At 66.5% G+C, this 15,316-nt stretch carries 17 protein-coding genes and 2 tRNA genes; 8 read left to right on the forward strand and 11 right to left on the reverse strand.

Annotated elements, in window-relative coordinates; all coding sequences use genetic code 11:
* Position 1: 1 nt before the first annotated feature.
* Positions 2-745 (reverse strand): DUF6776 family protein, encoded by a 744-nt coding sequence (locus ACZK33_RS21415; RefSeq protein ID WP_019336613.1) that lies wholly within the window; start codon positions 743-745, stop codon positions 2-4.
* Positions 746-924: 179 nt separating this feature from the next.
* On the opposite strand from ACZK33_RS21415, the gene ACZK33_RS21420 reads away from it, so the two are divergent.
* Genes ACZK33_RS21420 through ACZK33_RS21430 form a run of 3 tightly spaced genes read left to right on the forward strand, consistent with a single transcriptional unit; the run spans position 925 to position 5,673 of the window.
* A complete protein-coding gene (locus ACZK33_RS21420) occupies positions 925-1,542 on the forward strand; it encodes a DUF4126 domain-containing protein (RefSeq protein WP_049461254.1) in 618 nt (205 codons plus the stop codon).
* Positions 1,543-1,586: 44 nt separating this feature from the next.
* Positions 1,587-3,473: an EAL domain-containing protein gene (locus ACZK33_RS21425; RefSeq protein ID WP_049424052.1), complete on the forward strand. Its 1,887-nt coding sequence runs from the start codon at positions 1,587-1,589 to the stop codon at positions 3,471-3,473.
* Between the two features lies 1 nt (position 3,474).
* Positions 3,475-5,673: an ATP-binding protein gene (locus ACZK33_RS21430; protein WP_423174339.1), complete on the forward strand. Its 2,199-nt coding sequence runs from the start codon at positions 3,475-3,477 to the stop codon at positions 5,671-5,673.
* Positions 5,674-5,730: 57 nt separating this feature from the next.
* On the opposite strand, the gene bfr is transcribed toward ACZK33_RS21430, so the two are convergent.
* From bfr to ACZK33_RS21445, 3 genes are all read right to left on the reverse strand, one after another.
* Positions 5,731-6,201, reverse strand: a complete 471-nt coding sequence (gene bfr / locus ACZK33_RS21435) for a bacterioferritin (RefSeq protein WP_005419804.1) — start codon at positions 6,199-6,201, stop codon at positions 5,731-5,733.
* 143 nt (positions 6,202-6,344) lie between these two features.
* On the reverse strand, positions 6,345-6,554 hold the full coding sequence (locus tag ACZK33_RS21440; RefSeq protein WP_005411309.1) for a (2Fe-2S)-binding protein: 210 nt from the start codon (positions 6,552-6,554) through the stop codon (positions 6,345-6,347).
* A 108-nt stretch (positions 6,555-6,662) separates the two neighbouring features.
* Complete coding sequence (locus ACZK33_RS21445; RefSeq protein WP_032127170.1) at positions 6,663-7,283, reverse strand: RNA pyrophosphohydrolase; 621 nt, start codon at positions 7,281-7,283, stop codon at positions 6,663-6,665.
* Positions 7,284-7,403: 120 nt separating this feature from the next.
* On the opposite strand from ACZK33_RS21445, the gene ACZK33_RS21450 reads away from it, so the two are divergent.
* Both ACZK33_RS21450 and ACZK33_RS21455 read left to right on the forward strand, forming a co-directional pair.
* Positions 7,404-7,480, forward strand: a tRNA-Met gene (locus ACZK33_RS21450).
* Positions 7,481-7,535: 55 nt separating this feature from the next.
* Positions 7,536-7,610, forward strand: a tRNA-Gln gene (locus tag ACZK33_RS21455).
* Between the two features lie 282 nt (positions 7,611-7,892).
* Here ACZK33_RS21455 and rpsI read toward each other — a convergent pair.
* Positions 7,893-8,285, reverse strand: a complete 393-nt coding sequence (gene rpsI / locus ACZK33_RS21460) for a 30S ribosomal protein S9 (RefSeq protein ID WP_005411311.1) — start codon at positions 8,283-8,285, stop codon at positions 7,893-7,895.
* 2 nt (positions 8,286-8,287) lie between these two features.
* A complete protein-coding gene (gene rplM / locus ACZK33_RS21465) occupies positions 8,288-8,716 on the reverse strand; it encodes a 50S ribosomal protein L13 (RefSeq protein ID WP_005414692.1) in 429 nt (142 codons plus the stop codon).
* A 197-nt stretch (positions 8,717-8,913) separates the two neighbouring features.
* Here rplM and coq7 point away from each other — a divergent pair, with 197 nt between their 5' ends.
* On the forward strand, positions 8,914-9,558 hold the full coding sequence (coq7, locus tag ACZK33_RS21470) for a 2-polyprenyl-3-methyl-6-methoxy-1,4-benzoquinone monooxygenase (protein ID WP_032127169.1): 645 nt from the start codon (positions 8,914-8,916) through the stop codon (positions 9,556-9,558).
* An 82-nt stretch (positions 9,559-9,640) separates the two neighbouring features.
* Here coq7 and ACZK33_RS21475 read toward each other — a convergent pair whose 3' ends face one another.
* Both ACZK33_RS21475 and speD read right to left on the reverse strand, forming a co-directional pair.
* The gene (locus ACZK33_RS21475; RefSeq protein ID WP_478453851.1) at positions 9,641-9,961 is read right to left on the reverse strand and encodes a DMT family transporter; all 321 of its coding nucleotides are present in this window, start codon (positions 9,959-9,961) and stop codon (positions 9,641-9,643) included.
* A 168-nt stretch (positions 9,962-10,129) separates the two neighbouring features.
* The gene (gene speD, locus ACZK33_RS21480) at positions 10,130-10,924 is read right to left on the reverse strand and encodes an adenosylmethionine decarboxylase (RefSeq protein ID WP_006473908.1); all 795 of its coding nucleotides are present in this window, start codon (positions 10,922-10,924) and stop codon (positions 10,130-10,132) included.
* A 149-nt stretch (positions 10,925-11,073) separates the two neighbouring features.
* On the opposite strand from speD, the gene crp reads away from it, so the two are divergent.
* Together crp and ACZK33_RS21490 are read left to right on the forward strand one after the other, a co-directional pair.
* Positions 11,074-11,763 (forward strand): cAMP-activated global transcriptional regulator CRP, encoded by a 690-nt coding sequence (gene crp, locus ACZK33_RS21485; RefSeq protein WP_010482649.1) that lies wholly within the window; start codon positions 11,074-11,076, stop codon positions 11,761-11,763.
* A 62-nt stretch (positions 11,764-11,825) separates the two neighbouring features.
* Positions 11,826-12,587 carry a sulfite exporter TauE/SafE family protein gene (locus ACZK33_RS21490; RefSeq protein WP_014038735.1) on the forward strand — a complete coding sequence of 254 codons (762 nt, stop codon included), beginning with the start codon at positions 11,826-11,828 and terminating at the stop codon, positions 12,585-12,587.
* Between the two features lie 106 nt (positions 12,588-12,693).
* On the opposite strand, the gene ACZK33_RS21495 is transcribed toward ACZK33_RS21490, so the two are convergent.
* The 3 genes from ACZK33_RS21495 to trpD all read right to left on the reverse strand — a co-directional run bounded on the left by ACZK33_RS21495 (position 12,694) and on the right by trpD (position 15,307).
* Positions 12,694-13,410 carry a haloacid dehalogenase-like hydrolase gene (locus ACZK33_RS21495; protein ID WP_032127168.1) on the reverse strand — a complete coding sequence of 239 codons (717 nt, stop codon included), beginning with the start codon at positions 13,408-13,410 and terminating at the stop codon, positions 12,694-12,696.
* Positions 13,407-14,201 carry an indole-3-glycerol phosphate synthase TrpC gene (gene trpC, locus ACZK33_RS21500; protein ID WP_049401666.1) on the reverse strand — a complete coding sequence of 265 codons (795 nt, stop codon included), beginning with the start codon at positions 14,199-14,201 and terminating at the stop codon, positions 13,407-13,409. The genes ACZK33_RS21495 and trpC overlap by 4 nt, the downstream gene beginning before the upstream one ends.
* Positions 14,202-14,275: 74 nt before the next feature.
* Positions 14,276-15,307 carry an anthranilate phosphoribosyltransferase gene (gene trpD / locus ACZK33_RS21505; protein WP_049461248.1) on the reverse strand — a complete coding sequence of 344 codons (1,032 nt, stop codon included), beginning with the start codon at positions 15,305-15,307 and terminating at the stop codon, positions 14,276-14,278.
* Between the last annotated feature and the right edge of the window lie 9 nt (positions 15,308-15,316).

Raw genomic sequence — 15,316 nt, forward strand, 5'->3', positions numbered from 1 at the left:
CCTACTCCCCTTTGGCGGCCGGCGCACCGGCCTGTTTCCAGTCGAATACCTGGGTGGTACCCCCCGTACCACTCCCCAATGTCACCCGCACGCGTTGCGGGGTGAAGTCAGCCGGCAGCATCACGCTGCCGGTGAGCTGCTGGAAGTACCGGAACGAGTAATCCTGTCCCGGTACCTTGCTGCGCTGGTGCAGATCATCCCAGCTGATCGTGGCCAGCTTGCCGTTCTTGACGCCTTCCACGGTGAAACGCATCTGCCCCTGGCTGATGGCGCCGCGGTTGAGGTTCTGTGTCAGCACGGCGGTGTACTGCCAGGTGCCGGCCGCTTCCGGGCTGAACTCGATCGAATGGGTGTTCAGGCCCTTGCGCTGGCTGGTCGAACCCACCAGGCGCTCATAGAAGGCAACGTCGGCACGCAGGCCGGCGATTTCCTCATCGCGTTCGGCCAGCGAGGACTGCACCTCGGTGTTGGCGGCGCGGCTGATGCGGTCGGAGGCTTCCAGCGTGGCCTGCTTCTGGCGCAGTTCGGTCAGCTGCGCCTGCAACGTCTCGGCGCGCTTCTCGGCGGCCTGCAGGCGCTGGCCCTGTGCATCGCGCGGCGTGGCCATCCAGCAGCCACCCAGCACGGCCAGCACCAGGCTGAGCAGCCAGATGCCGCCGATCACCAGCAGGCGGCGACGGTCGGCCGGCGGTTGCGGCGCGCCGGGCAGGCGAACCTGCACGCGCATGGGAGGACGGTTGGTCATGGGTGGATTCCGGGGCATCGCGAGGGCGACACCGTTACGGCCCCTGTGGCAAACGACGGGCTAGTGTATGACAGGACGGGTGGGTTTCCTGCGCAGTGGCGAGCCACCGTCTGTGGCGTTCAGGCATGCCATCGTCGATAGTGTGGTCCCCTGCACAGTTCCGTCGCCGGAGCATCGCCATGACCGAAGCCCACCTGTTCGTGATCGGCATCCTGCTGGCCTGGCTGGCCGGCATCCGCGTCTACCTCACCGTGTTCGGTGTCGGCCTGGCCGGCCTGCTCGGCTGGGTCGACCTGCCGCCGGCCCTGCAGGCCACGGAATCGTGGTGGGTGCTGGGCACCTCGGCAGCGCTGGCGGTGACCGAATTCTTTGCCGACAAGATTCCCGGCGTCGACTCGGCGTGGGATCTGGTGCAGACCCTGGCACGCGTACCCGCAGGTGCCTTCCTTGCCGCAGCCACGCTGTCGCCGGATGGGCAGCTGGGCACCGGCGCACTTGCTGCCGGTGCCGGTGTCGCGCTGGCCAGCCATGGTCTGAAGGCCGGCACCCGCGCCCTGCTCAATACATCGCCCGAGCCTGCCAGCAACTGGGTGGCCTCCGCCGCCGAGGACACCGTGGTGGTCGGTGGCCTGGCCCTGGCCCTGGCACACCCGTGGATCGCGCTGATCGTGGTGCTGGCCTGCAGCCTGGCCGGCGCGCTGCTGGTGTGGCTGGTCTGGCGCGCCCTGTGGAAGGGCGTGCGCTGGCTGGCACGCAGTGCGTCGCCCGACAGTCCACGCCAGCCCGGTACCGGTTGATCGCCGGGCTTGTCGCATAATGGACGCGAACACCAGGAGCACCGATGGCCGCAAACGAATCCCCCGCGGGCGCCCGCCCGGGACGCGCTGAAACCCCTCCGGCCGATCATTGGCAACGCTGGACCGCTGAACCGGCGAGCGCCGTCGCCGCAGCGCCGGCCGCGGTTCCGCCGCTGGCCGCCTCCGACGCACCCGCATCGATCGGCAGCGCACCGCCGCCGTTGCCGGCCCCGGCCGTGCTGGCCGAGGCTGGCAACAACGACCAGGCGCCGCCGCCCTCCGATTCGCCCTACCGCGTGCTGATCGTCGAGGACGACCGCGCGCAGGCCCTGTTCGCACAGAGCGTGCTGCATGGCGCCGGCATGCAGGCGATCGTGCACAGCGATGCCGACGGCGCGCTGCAGGCGATCAAGGAGCATCGGCCCGACCTGATCCTGATGGACCTGCACCTGCCCGGCCTGGACGGCATGCGCCTGACCGCGCTGATCCGCCAGCAGCCTGGCCTGCAGTTGCTGCCGATCGTGTTCCTGAGCGGCGATCCGGACCCGGAACGCCAGTTCGAGGTGCTCGACAGCGGCGCCGACGATTATCTGAGCAAGCCGATCCGCCCCCGGCACCTGATCGCCGCCGTGGCCAACCGCATCCGCCGCGCACGTGCGCAGGCAGCGACCCTGCCTGGTGCTACCGGCGCACCGGCCACCAGCAATCCGGAAACCGGCCTGCCGACACGTCACCACGTGCTGCAGCAACTCAACGCCACCCTCACCCATCGCGACCGGGGCGGCGTGTTCTTCATTGAAGTGGCCAGCGCGCTGGGCCTGCGCGAACGCTATGGCTACGCCGCCTTCGAGCGCCTGATGGTGCAGGCCGGGCAGCGCCTGGCCGAGGCCGGCCATCCGCACCTGCTGGCACGCCTGAACGACAACAGCTTCCTGCTGCTGGCCCGCAATACCGATGAAGACAGCCTGGAAAGCATCGCCGCGACCCTGCGTGAGCAGCTCTCGGCGCGCGCCTTCGTGATCCGCGATGATGAATCGGTGCATCTGCGCGGCGTGGTGGGTTACGCGCCGCTGTCGCCGGGCTTCGACGATGCCAACGCTGCACTGGAAGCGGTCGAGCGCACCACCCTGCAGGCACGCCTGCTCAGCGCCGGCGTGGCAGGCCATGTGCATCGCCAGGCCGTCACCGAACAGGAACACCTGGCACTGCTGGAGGGCCAGCTGGAGCTGGCCTATCAGCCGATCGTCGCCGTCGCCGGTGGCAACACCGCGCAGTACCAGCTGCTGCTGCGCCTGCGCCAGGCCGACGGCACGGTGCTGGCGGCCGGCCAGGTGATTCCCGCCGCCGAAGCGGCAGGCCGCATCGCCGACCTCGACCAGCAGGTGATGGACCATGCGCTGGGCCTGCTGGACCTGTACAGGCACGCAACGCAACCGCTGAACCTGTTCGTTTCGCAGTCGCTGCGCACCCTGCAGCGCGATGCCTTTGGCGACTGGCTGCTGGAATCGCTGCAGCAGCGTGACCTGCCCGGCAGTGCATTGGTGATCGACGTGCGCCTGCCCGACGCGCTGATCCACACCGTGCCGCTGCAGCAGTTCTGCCAGCGCATGGCCGGCGCCGGCGTGCGCTTCTGCCTGAGCCAGTTCGAACCCAGTGGCGAAGCCGATGCACTGCTGACCCAGCTGCCGCTGTCGTTCGTGCGCATGGCCGCGCGTTTCTCCAGCAGCCATTCCAACCCGGCCACGCGCGAGGAACTGCGCAAGGCGATCGAACAGGCGCATGCCGCCGGGCTGCAGATCATCGGCCAGCAGATCGAGGACCCGCAGGCCGCGGCAGCGATGTGGGTCGGCGGCGTCGATTACATCCAGGGCAACATGGTGCAGTCGGCCGGCAGTGACCTGAACTTCGACTTCCACAACGCGGTGCTCTGAGGTGCCGCTGTGGGGCGTGCTGCTGGTTGCCCTTGCTGCGGCCGTCGCACTGCTGCTGTTGGGCCTGCGCCTGCGCGCGCGCAACCGGGCACTGGCCCAGCTGCAGCGCGAGCACAGCGCGCTGGCCAGCGAGCGCGACCAGCTGCGCCGCACCACCGAACGCCAGGGCCAGCTGGAACAGCAGCTGCTGCAGGCCAAGCAGGCCGCCGAAGCGGCCGTGCTGGCCAAGGGCGAGTTCCTGGCCACGATGAGCCACGAGATCCGCACGCCGCTCAACGGCATCCTGCCGATGCTGGAGCTGATCGCGCGCGGGCCGCTGGGTGAAGACCAGCGGCAGATGCTGGCCACCGCTTCGGCCAGTTCACAGCAGCTGCTGCGCATCGTCGACGACATCCTCGACTACTCCCGGCTGGAAGCGCAGGCGCTGGAACTGGAGATCACCAGCTTCAACCTGCGCGACCTGCTCGATGGCGTGGTGCAGCTGATGCAACGCGCCGCCGATGCCAAGGGCCTGTCCCTGACCCTGCAGCTTGACCCATCGGTGCGCCTGCCGGTGCGCGGCGACCCGGTACGCCTGCGCCAGGTGCTGAGCAACCTGCTGGCCAATGCCATCAAGTTCACCGCCCGCGGCCAGGTGCAGCTGCGCGTGCAGCGCCTGGGCGAAGGTGCGGCCCAGCACCAGCTGCGCTTCGAGATCATCGACACCGGCATCGGCATCGATGAGGCACTGCAGGCACGCCTGTTCCAGTCCTTCAGCCAGGCCGATGCCTCGACCACGCGCATCTACGGTGGCACCGGCCTGGGCCTGGCCATCTGCAAGCGCATCATCGACCTGATGCACGGGCAGATCGGCGTGCAGTCCACGCCCGGCCAGGGCGCAACGTTCTGGTTCGAGATCCCGCTGCTGAAAGTACCCGGCGACCTGCCTGCGATGGCGCGCGCCCCCGCAGCGCTACTGTTGTTCAGCGCCGATGCAACGCTGCAGGCACGCATCGAGCGCATCGCCGCCCACCATGGGCTGCAGGTGCAGGTGCTGGCACAGCTGGATGCCGTGGTCGAGCGCCTGCGCGCTCCCGCGCGGCCTGGACAACCAGCACCGGCATGGCTGATTGTCGATTCCCGCACCCGCCGCAACGGCGAGGTCACGCTGCAGCAGGCGCTGGCCGAGCGCGGCGACGATGATGCACTGCAGGTGCTGTGGCTGCAGGAAGACACGCCTGCACAACGCCCGCGCCAACGCCAGCTGCTCCCGCATTTCGATGATGCAGCCCTGCATGCACTACTAGCGGCGCCTGCCGCGCCTGCCCGCCCTGCCGCCCTGCTGGCCAATGCCGAAGACGGCTTGCCAACACCGACGCTGCCGCCACTGCACCTGCGCGTGCTGCTGGTGGAAGACAACACGGTCAACCGGATGGTGGCCGAGCATCTGCTGCGCGTGTTCCAGTGCGAGGTGCGCAACGCCGCCGACGGCGAGCAGGCACTGGCCGCCCTGCGCGAGGGCGGCGTGGACGTGGTGCTGATGGATTGCCAGATGCCGGTGCTGGACGGCTACGCCGCCACGCGCCGCTGGCGTGCGGAAGAAACGGAAACCGGGCGCTCGCGGTTGCCGATCATCGCGATGACGGCCAACGCCATGGCTGGTGACCGCGAACGCTGCCTGCAGGCCGGCATGGACGACTACCTGTCCAAGCCGATCGCACGCGCCACCTTGCATGCGCTGTTGAGGCGCTGGGGGCAGCGATCACGCGATGTCGTAGCGTCGAGCTTGCTCGACGGCGAAGCATCCGGGGCCAGTGGAATCCCGCCAGCCGAGCATGGCCCGGCTCTACAAGAGACGAAAAGCCAAGCGGTGACGCAACCGGTGCTGGACCGTGATGTGCTGGACGAACTGCAGGCGGTGATCGGCGATACCGCCCTCCAGATCGTCTCGGTGTTCCTGGAGGATGCGCCGGCGATGGTGCAGCAGCTGCAGCAGGCCGCGCAGAGCAGCGACGAGCCGCGACTGCAGGCAATCGCCCACAGCCTTAAATCATCGAGTGCGAACGTGGGGGCGTTGTCGCTGTCGGCAATCGCGCAGCGGATCGAGCACGAAGCCCGTAGTGGCAGCCTGCAGCGCCCCGCGGTGGCGGTGGCGCTGCTGGTTGCCGAATTCGCCCGGGCGCGCGTGGCACTGACGGGCTACCTTGCACAGCATCGGTAGCATCGAGCTTGCTCGACCATCGCCATGCTGATCACAGTCGAGCAAGCTCGACGCTAGTCACTCTTCCAGCTTGCTGAGCAGGTACTTCGGCTCGCCGATACGCTCGATCAGGTCGAGCTGGGTTTCCAGCCAGTCGATGTGTTCTTCTTCCGAGTCGAGGATCTTCACGAACAGCTGGCGGCTGACGTAGTCGCCTACCGAATCGGAGTAGGCCACGGCCTCGCGCAGGGTCACCACGCCGTCGCGCTCCAGCGACAGGTCGCACTGCAGGATCTCGGTCGGGTTCTCGCCGATGCGCAGCTTGCCCAGCGCCTGGAAATTCGGCAGGCCTTCGAGGAACAGGATGCGGTCGGCAAGCATGTCGGCATGCTTCATCTCGTCGATCGATTCCTTGTACTCGTGTTCGGCCAGCTCCTTGATGCCCCAGTTCTTCAGCATCTTGGCGTGCAGGAAGTACTGGTTGATCGCGGTCAGCTCGTTGTAGAGGACCTTGTTGAGGAATTCGATGACCTTGGTGTCGCCCTTCATGGGGGTGCTCCTGCACGCTGAAAACGCAGGCACTTTAACGCCTTGCGCGCGGCCGTGAAGGAACGCGAATCGTGCGCATTGGCCTGTGCGGCCGCACGTGAAGGATGCGAAAGCGCGGCGTCAACGCGCCGCGAAAGAGACGATCAGGCGACCTGGGCCAGACCGAGGACCGGCAGCGGCAGATCGTGGGTGGCACGCGCCTTGGCCAGCAGATCGCCGGCCATGTCCAGGCAGGAACCGCAGGTGGCACCACAACCGGTACGCATGGTCAGTTCGGCCACCGTGCTGACGCCATGGCTGGCGGCTTCGCGGATCTGGTGGTCGGTGACTCCGTTGCAGATGCAGACGTACACAGGCGTGAACCGGGCTGACAGGCCAAGAGTGGCCTGTTGGCTATTCCAATGGAAACGAGAATGGTTGTCAATCAGAGACCTGAACCATTCTCGATACGGTTCAGCCGGTCACGTGGCCGGACCATCGCCGGTGGCCTTCTTCGGCCAGTAGCCGCGGGTCCGTGGGCGCTTGCGTGGGCGGTCATGCCCGGCGGTATGGCCCGGCATCCAGGCCTCCGCAGCGCTCTTGGGCATGGCGGTCACGCCCTGCCCGGCCACCCCGCGCGCCAACGGCGCCAGATGTCGCAAGGCGCGCGCATAGACGCCACGCTTGAACATCACCACGTGCTCCACCGGGTACCAGAAGTCCACCCAGCGCCAGTGGTCAAACTCGGGTGAGTCGGTGTGGTCCAGCTTCACGTGGGACTCGTCGCCGGTCAGGCGCAGCAGGAACCAGACCTGCTTCTGGCCGATGCAGACCTGCCGCTCGTTGCGGCGGATGGCCCGCGCCGGCAGCTTGTAGCGCAGCCAGCCGGGCGTTGCCCCGAGCACTTCCACGTGCTCAGGCAGCAGGCCGGTCTCTTCCTGCAGTTCACGATACATGGCCTCGACAGGCGTCTCGTCGGTATTCATGCCACCCTGCGGGAACTGCCAGCCGTCCCGGCGCACACGTCGTGCCCAGAACACCTGGCCGTCCTGCCGCATCAGCACAATGCCGACGTTCGGTCGATAGCCGTCCGGATCGATCACGATGCGGACTCCTAAAAAATCTACTGGTCGGGACTATCCCATGCCGCCTGTCGGCCCACAAGCGCGATACAAAAGTGTTGACAGGGGCGATACACATCCGCAGAATAGCGGGCTCACCAAGGCTATGTAGCTCAGCCGGTTAGAGCACAGCACTCATAATGCTGGGGTCGGTGGTTCGAGTCCACCCATAGCCACCACACTGAAAATCAAGTTGTTTTTCAGCGTGAAAAGTGAGAAAATAGTTGCACGTTTTGCCCCGTCGCCAAGCGGTAAGGCACCTGACTCTGACTCAGGCATTCGGTGGTTCGAATCCATCCGGGGCAGCCAAACAAAAAAGAAAAAAGCCTGATCGAAAGATCAGGCTTTTTTCTTTTTTTGTTTGGTCACGCATCCCACCTTATCCCCGCGCCTGTCGGCGCACCCCCTTGAACAACAAGGGGGCTCTTCTCCAGACAGAGACCGGAGTCAGGCATGCGGACCACGGGTAGTGCCGGCCGCTGGCCGGCAACCTCGAAATGCGCTCCCCAGAACGACAAAAGCCCGGCCGAAGCCGGGCTTTTGCTTGTCCAACCAGCGGGCCCCCGAAGGAGCCCAACCAGGCGCGGTAAATCAGCGCTTGGAGAACTGGGTGGCGCGGCGGGCCTTGTGCAGACCGACCTTCTTACGCTCGACTTCACGGGCGTCACGGGTCATGAAGCCAGCCTTGCGCAGCTCGGACTTCAGGGTTTCGTCGTACTCGACCAGAGCACGGGCGATGCCCAGACGGATCGCACCGGCCTGGCCGGTGGTGCCGCCGCCAGCGGCGGTGACCAGGATGTCGAAGCTTTCGGTGTTCTTGGTCAGCTCGAGCGGCTGGCGCACGATCATGCGCGCGGTCTCACGACCGAAGAACTCGTCCAGCGGACGGCCATTGACGGTGATGTTGCCCGAACCCTTGCGCAGGAACACGCGAGCGGTGGAGGACTTGCGGCGGCCAGTGCCGTAGTTTTGAGTGATAGCCATGATTAGATATCCAGAACCTGCGGCTGCTGTGCGGCGTGCGGATGCTCAGTGCCGGCGTAGACCTTGAGCTTGCGGTACATCTGGCGACCCAGCGGGCCCTTCGGCAGCATGCCCTTCACGGCGATCTCGATCACGCGCTCCGGGTGGCGCTCCAGCGCCTGGGCCAGGGATTCGGTCTTCAGGTTGCCGATGTAACCGGTGAAACGGTGATACATCTTGTCCTGCAGCTTCTTGCCGGTGACGGCAATCTTTTCTGCATTGATGACGACCAGGTAGTCGCCGGTATCAACGTGCGGGGTGTAGACCGGCTTGTGCTTGCCACGCAGACGGCGGGCCAGCTCGGTGGCGAGACGGCCCAGGGTCTTGCCCTCGGCGTCGACGAGGTACCAGTCGCGCTGGACGGTCTCGTTCTTGGCAGTGAAAGTGCTCATGAAGAACTCTAGGTTAGGTCGGGCTCATTGCGGCGAAAGGCTCGCCGGAACTCTGCCACGCGTTGTGAAAAGGTGAAGCGTAAGAGGCGGGATTGTACGCAGGTCAGCCCCCCGTTGCAAGCCGGCCCTTGACCGGGTTGGCAGGGGGACGGGGTCGGGCGAGAATCGCGGGGTCTTCCGCCCCACCGTGTACCGCCATGACCGTGCTCCGCCAGATCACCCCGCTGGACCACCTGCTGACCGAGGCGCAGCGCGCCCTGGACACGGTGTTCGGCAACCCGCCGGCGGCCCGCCCCTATCCGGCTGCGGACACCGACGAGCCGGGCATGGACAGCACCGAACGCCGCCACGCGGCCGGCCTGATGCGGATCAACCACGTCGGCGAGGTCTGCGCACAGGGCCTTTACTTCGGCCAGGCGGCCGTGGCCCGCGACCCGGCCACGCGTGAACACCTGCTGGAAGCGGCCCAGGAAGAAACCGACCACCTGGCCTGGTGCGCCACCCGCTTGGGCGAACTGGACAGCCGTCCGAGCCTGTTCAACCCGCTCTGGTACGCCGGCAGCTACACCATCGGCACTCTGGCCGGGCTGCGCGGCGACGGCTGGAACCTGGGCTTCGTGGTCGAGACCGAGCGCCAGGTGGAAGCCCATCTGGACGAGCACCTGGTCGACCTGCCGGCCGGTGACCTGCGCAGCCGCGCGGTCATCGCCGTGATGAAGGAAGACGAGGCCCGCCATGCGGACCACGCCGAGCAGGCCGGCGCACGCCGCCTGCCGTTCCCGATCCCGGGCGCGATGGCGCTGGCTTCCAAGGTCATGAAGACCATCGCCTACCGCATTTGACCGGGGCGCCCCACCAACGGTGGGGGCCTCCCCAAGGGCACGGTGGGCCCGACGGTGGGGCCCGACCGTTGGTCGGGCCGCCTTAGTTGGGCGAGACCAGCTTCAGGCCGACCACACCGGCCACGATCAGGCCCACGCAGGCCAGGCGGGCCGGCGATGCGCTGTCGTTGAACAGGTAAATGCCCAGCACCGCCACGCCCATGGCGCCGATACCGGTCCAGATCGCGTAGGCGGTACCGACCGGGATGCTCTTCATCGCCTGGCTCATCAGGTACAGGCTGATCAGCGCGGACACGACCGTGGCAGCGGTGGGAAGGGGTTTGCTGAAGCCTTCGGAGTACTTCATTCCGAGGGCGAAACCGATCTCGAACAGGCCGGCCAGCAGCAGGTAGATCCAGGGCATGGGTGGGGGCTCCTTACCTTTTTTGAGAAAAACGAAACGGCCCGGTGTTTTCACACCGGGCCGTGGGTCGGTACATCACCGTGGAACTGTAACGCGTGCGAGGCACTGGTTCCACGGGGCGGGTCGTCCCGCCTGGGCGGCGATGCCTGCGGGCACCGCACATGGGGCTTACTCGGACAGGTTCCGGCCGTGGAACAGCTCTTCGATCTCGCGCTTGAGCAGCGCTTCGATCTTCATGCGTTCCTTGAACGACAGGTTCTTGGCCTTTTCCTCGAACAGGTACTGGTCCAGGTCGAAGTCCTTCAGGTGCATCTTCGTGTGGAAGATGTTTTCCTGATAGACGTTGACGTCGAACATCTCGTAACGCGACTTGATGTTCTTGGCCAGGAAGTTCTGGATCGAGTTGATCTTGTGATCGATGTAGTGCTTCTTGCCCTTCACATCGCGGGTGAAGCCACGGACGCGGTAGTCCATGATCACGATGTCCGACTCGAGGCTTTCGATCAGGTAGTTCAACGCCTTCAACGGCGAAATGACGCCGCAGGTGGCCACGTCGATGTCGGCGCGGAAGGTGGCGATACCTTCCTGCGGGTGCGTTTCCGGATAGGTGTGCACGGTGATGTGCGACTTGTCCATGTGCGCGACCACGGCATCGGAGATCAGCTCCTTGCCGGCCTGCTTCTTGTCGATCACCGGTTCTTCGGAGATCAGGATGGTCACCGAGGCACCCTGCGGATCGTAGTCCTGGCGGGCCACGTTCAGGATGTTGGCGCCGATGATCTCGGCGACATCGGTCAAGATTTGAGTCAGCCTGTCGGCGTTGTACTCTTCATCGATGTATTCAATGTAACGCTGACGCTCCTCTTCGGTGCGCGCGTAACACACGTCATAGATGTTGAAGCTCAGCGCCTTGGTGAGGTTGTTGAAACCCTGCAGCCTCAGGCGAGGCAACGGCTTGACCACGGCGGTCGATTCCTGTGTAAGAAGGGAAAGGGGGAATTATGGGGCAAACTGTCCCCGGGGGGAACGTGAAGAGCGCTCACATCTGGCACACTGTTTGCCCTTAACAATTGCGCTGGTTAAGCTCCGCTATCGACCCCGTGAATCCGTTCATGCGCAGAGGGAGCGCTCCTATCGTGTCAACCGTGCGCCTAGCTAGCAGTCCACTGGCCCTGGATATCGCCACAATCGATCGTTTCCTGGCGCACAGCCACAGGCGGCGATACCCCACCCGTACCGACGTCTTCCGACCCGGTGACCCGGCGGGAACCCTGTATTACGTCATCAGCGGCTCGGTTTCGATCATGGCCGAGGAAGATGACGATCGCGAGCTGGTGCTGGGCTACTTCGGTGCCGGCGAGTTCGTCGGCGAGATGGGCCTGTTCGTTGAATCGGACCGCCGCGAGGTGATCCTGAGGACCCGTACCGCCTGCGAGCTGGCCGAAATCAGCTACGAGCGCCTGCACCAGCTGTTCCTCGGCCCGCTGTCGGCCGATGCCCCGCGCCTGCTGTACGCGCTGGGCCAGCAGATCTCCAAGCGCCTGCTCGACACCAGCCGCAAGGCCAGCCGCCTGGCATTCCTGGATGTTACCGACCGGATCGTGCGCACCCTGCACGACCTGGCGCAGGAGCCGGAGGCGATGAGCCATCCGCAGGGCAGCCAGCTGCGCGTCTCGCGCCAGGAACTGGCCCGCCTGGTCGGCTGCTCGCGCGAAATGGCCGGCCGCGTGCTGAAGAAGCTGCAGACCGACGGCCTGTTGCACGCCCGCGGCAAGACCGTGGTGCTGTACGGCACCCGTTGATCGTTGAGCACCCGGTGGGTGCGGACCTTGGTCCGCACTCTTTCACGCGCTAGGCTCGGTGCATGGAACTGAGCAGCGCATTCTGGTGGTTCATCCTCATCGGCCTGGGCGCCCAGCTGGTGGACGGCGCGCTGGGCATGGCGTTCGGCCTGGTGTCGTCGTCGGTGATGCTGGCCATGGGCATTCCGCCCGCGCAGGCCAGTGCAGCCATCCACACCGCCGAGGTGTTCACTACTGGCGCCTCCGGCGTGTCGCATCTGGTCGCCGGCAATGTCGATAAGCGCCTGTTCCTGCGCCTGGCGCTGCCCGGCGCCGTAGGCGGCGCCGTGGGTGCCTACGGCCTGACCCAGCTGCCCGGCGAGGTGATCCGCCCGCTCATCTACCTGTACCTGCTGGTGCTGGCCATCATCATCCTGGCACGTGCCGCCGGCCGCCTGATGCCCAAGGGCGAGGTCAAGCGGGTGCCCGTGCTGGGCTTCGTCGCCGGCTTCCTGGATGCCAGCGGCGGGGGCGGCTGGGGGCCGGTGGCCACCTCCACCCTGCTGGCCCGCGGCGGCCAGGCACGCACCACCATCGGCACGGTGAACGCGGCCGAGTTTGTGGTCACCCTGACAGTTTCAGCAACGTTCCTGCTGTCGATGGGGCTGCATCACCTGCAGATCGTTGCCGGCCTGCTGATCGGCGGCATGATGGCCGCGCCGGTGGCCGCACTGCTGGTGAAGCGCCTGAAGGAGCGCTGGGTGCTGGTGGCCGTGGGCGTGCTGGTGCTGGGCATCAGCCTGTTCCAGATCGGGCATGCGCTGACCGGGTATCTGGCGCGCTGACTGCTCACCGGGCGCAGGACCATTTGCCGGCCAGCGGCCGGCACTACCGGGACGGAGAAGGGTAGTGCCGGCCGCTGGCCGGCAGATCCGTCACCGTGCGGCGAGGTCAGGCCTTGTCGCCGCCGCGGTCCACGCAGCCCCAGTTGAGGATGCGGGTGCCGGCCGGCAGCACGCGGCGGAAGAAGTCCACCCTGCCCGGCTTCGGGTTCACCACCACCGGCGCCTTGGCGGCCAGCAGCAACGGCAGGTCGGCGGTGCTGTCGGAGTAGGCGATATCGATGTCGCCGTAGCCGCGCTCGCGCAGCATGCGCATCTTCTCTTCGTTGTGGCAGTGGCGGGTCGGGCCGACGCCACCCAGCCGTGGGCCAACCTCGGTGCCGATCACCGGTACGTCCTGGTGGGCGACGAAGGCCAGGATCGCGCGTGCCAGCTCTGGTGGCGCGCCCGTGGCAACCACCACGCGGTCACCCTTGGCCCGGTGCGCTGCGAACACCTCCAGCGCCTGTGGCAGCAGCTTGGCGCGCATCTGCGCCTCGTTGCGCAGCACATAGGCGTCGATCACCTTGTTGAAATCGCGCGCACGGTGCAGGCCGAAGCTGCCGATCCACACATAGACCGAAATGCCGGTACGGCGGGTCGGCAGCAGCGCCACCATCGGCCCGGCGATCGGCGTGACCAGCAGCGCCGCCAGCATGCGCAGCGGGTTGCGCTTGATCAGCGAAGCGAACAGGTGAGTACCCGAATCGCCATCGTAGAGGGTGTGGTCGAAATCGAAGACCACCAGCGGCGCATCGTCGCGCGGCGTCGGATAATGCGTTTTCATGCCGCGAAGAATAGCTGACGCAGGCCCTCGCCCGGCTCTTCCACGCGCATGAAGGCTTCGCCCACCAGGAACGAGTGGATGCCGGCATCGCGCATCAGCGCCACGTCCTGCGGACCGAGGATGCCGCTCTCGGTGACCAGCAGGCGATCGCGCGGCACCGCCTTCTGCATGTCCAGCGTGGTCTGCAGCGACACCTCGAAGGTGCGCAGGTTGCGGTTGTTGATGCCGATCATCGGTGCCGGTACCTGCAGCGCACGCTCCAGCTCGTCGATGTCGTGCACTTCCACCAGTACGTCCATGCCCAGCGACATCGCCAGTTCGGACAGCGTGGCCAACTGCGTGTCGTCCAGCGCAGCGACGATCAGCAGGATGCAGTCGGCACCCAGCACGCGCGCCTCGTACACCTGGTAGGCGTCGATCACGAAGTCCTTGCGCAGCACCGGCAGCGTGCAGGCCTCACGGGCCTGCTGCAGGTAGGCATCAGCACCCTGGAAGAAGTCCACATCGGTCAGCACCGACAGGCAGCTGGCGCCGCCGAACTCATAGCTGACCGCGATGTCGGCCGGGCGGAAATCCGGGCGGATCACGCCCTTGGACGGGCTGGCCTTCTTCACCTCGGCGATCACCGCCGGGTCGCCGTTGGCCACCGCCGCCTGCAGCGCGCGCACGAAGCCACGTACCGGCGGGGCGCTGGCCACGGCGGCCTGCAGGTCCTCGAGGGGACGCTGGGCACGGCGCTGGGCCACTTCTTCGGCCTTGCGGGCCAGGATCGTCTGCAGGATGTCGCTCATCGTCTTCGATTCGGTGCGGGGGCGGTGAGGACGGCCATTATCGGCCATCAAGAGGGTCAGGCTGAACCGCGCGCTCAGGCAACCAGCGCGCGGGTGGTCTCTACATACTGCTGCAGGCGCTGGCGGGCGCTGCCGTTGGCGATGGCGGCACGGGCGCGGGCCAGGCCGTCGCCGATGTCGCTGGCCACGCCGGCCACGTACAGCGCGGCGCCGGCGTTCAGGGCCACGATGTCCAGCGCCGGGCCGGGGGTGTTGTCCAGCACCGCACGCAGCATGGCAATGGACTGCTCCGGGCCATCCACGCGCAGGTTGCGGCTGGCCGACATAGCGATGCCGAAGTCTTCCGGGTGGATCTCGTACTCGCGTACCTTGCCGTCGCGCAGCTCGCCCACCAGGGTACCGGCGCCCAGCGAGATCTCGTCCATGTTGTCGCGGCCCCAGACCACCATGGCGCGCTCGGTGCCCAGCTCGCGCAGCACGCGTGCCTGGATACCCACTAAATCCGGGTGAAACACGCCCATCAGCACCGACGGTGCGCTGGCCGGGTTGGTCAGCGGGCCAAGGATGTTGAAGATGGTACGCACACCCATCTCGCGGCGGACCGGCGCGACGACCTTCATCGACGGGTGATGGATCGGCGCGAACATGAAACCGATGCCGGTCTGTTCGATGGCCGCGGCCACCTGCGCCGGCTGCAGCTCGATGGCCGCACCCAGTGCTTCGACTGCATCGGCGCTGCCGGACTTGGACGACACGCTGCGGTTGCCATGTTTGGCCACGCGCGCACCGGCCGCAGCGGCGACGAACATCGCGCAGGTGGAGATGTTGAAGGTGTGCGAGCCATCGCCGCCGGTGCCGACAATGTCGACCAGGTGGGTGGTATCGGCCACCGGCACCGCCAGCGCGAATTCACGCATCACCGTGGCCGCAGCGGCGATCTCATCGATGGTTTCCTTCTTCACGCGCAGGCCGGTGAGGATGGCGGCGGTCATCATCGGCGACACGTCGCCGCGCATGATCTGCCGCATCAGGTCGACCATTTCGTCGAAGAAGATTTCGCGGTGCTCGATGGTGCGTTGCAGGGCTTCCTGGGGGGAGAAGCTCATGGGAATGCT

This window comes from Stenotrophomonas sp. 86156_Sma, from assembly GCF_056481625.1.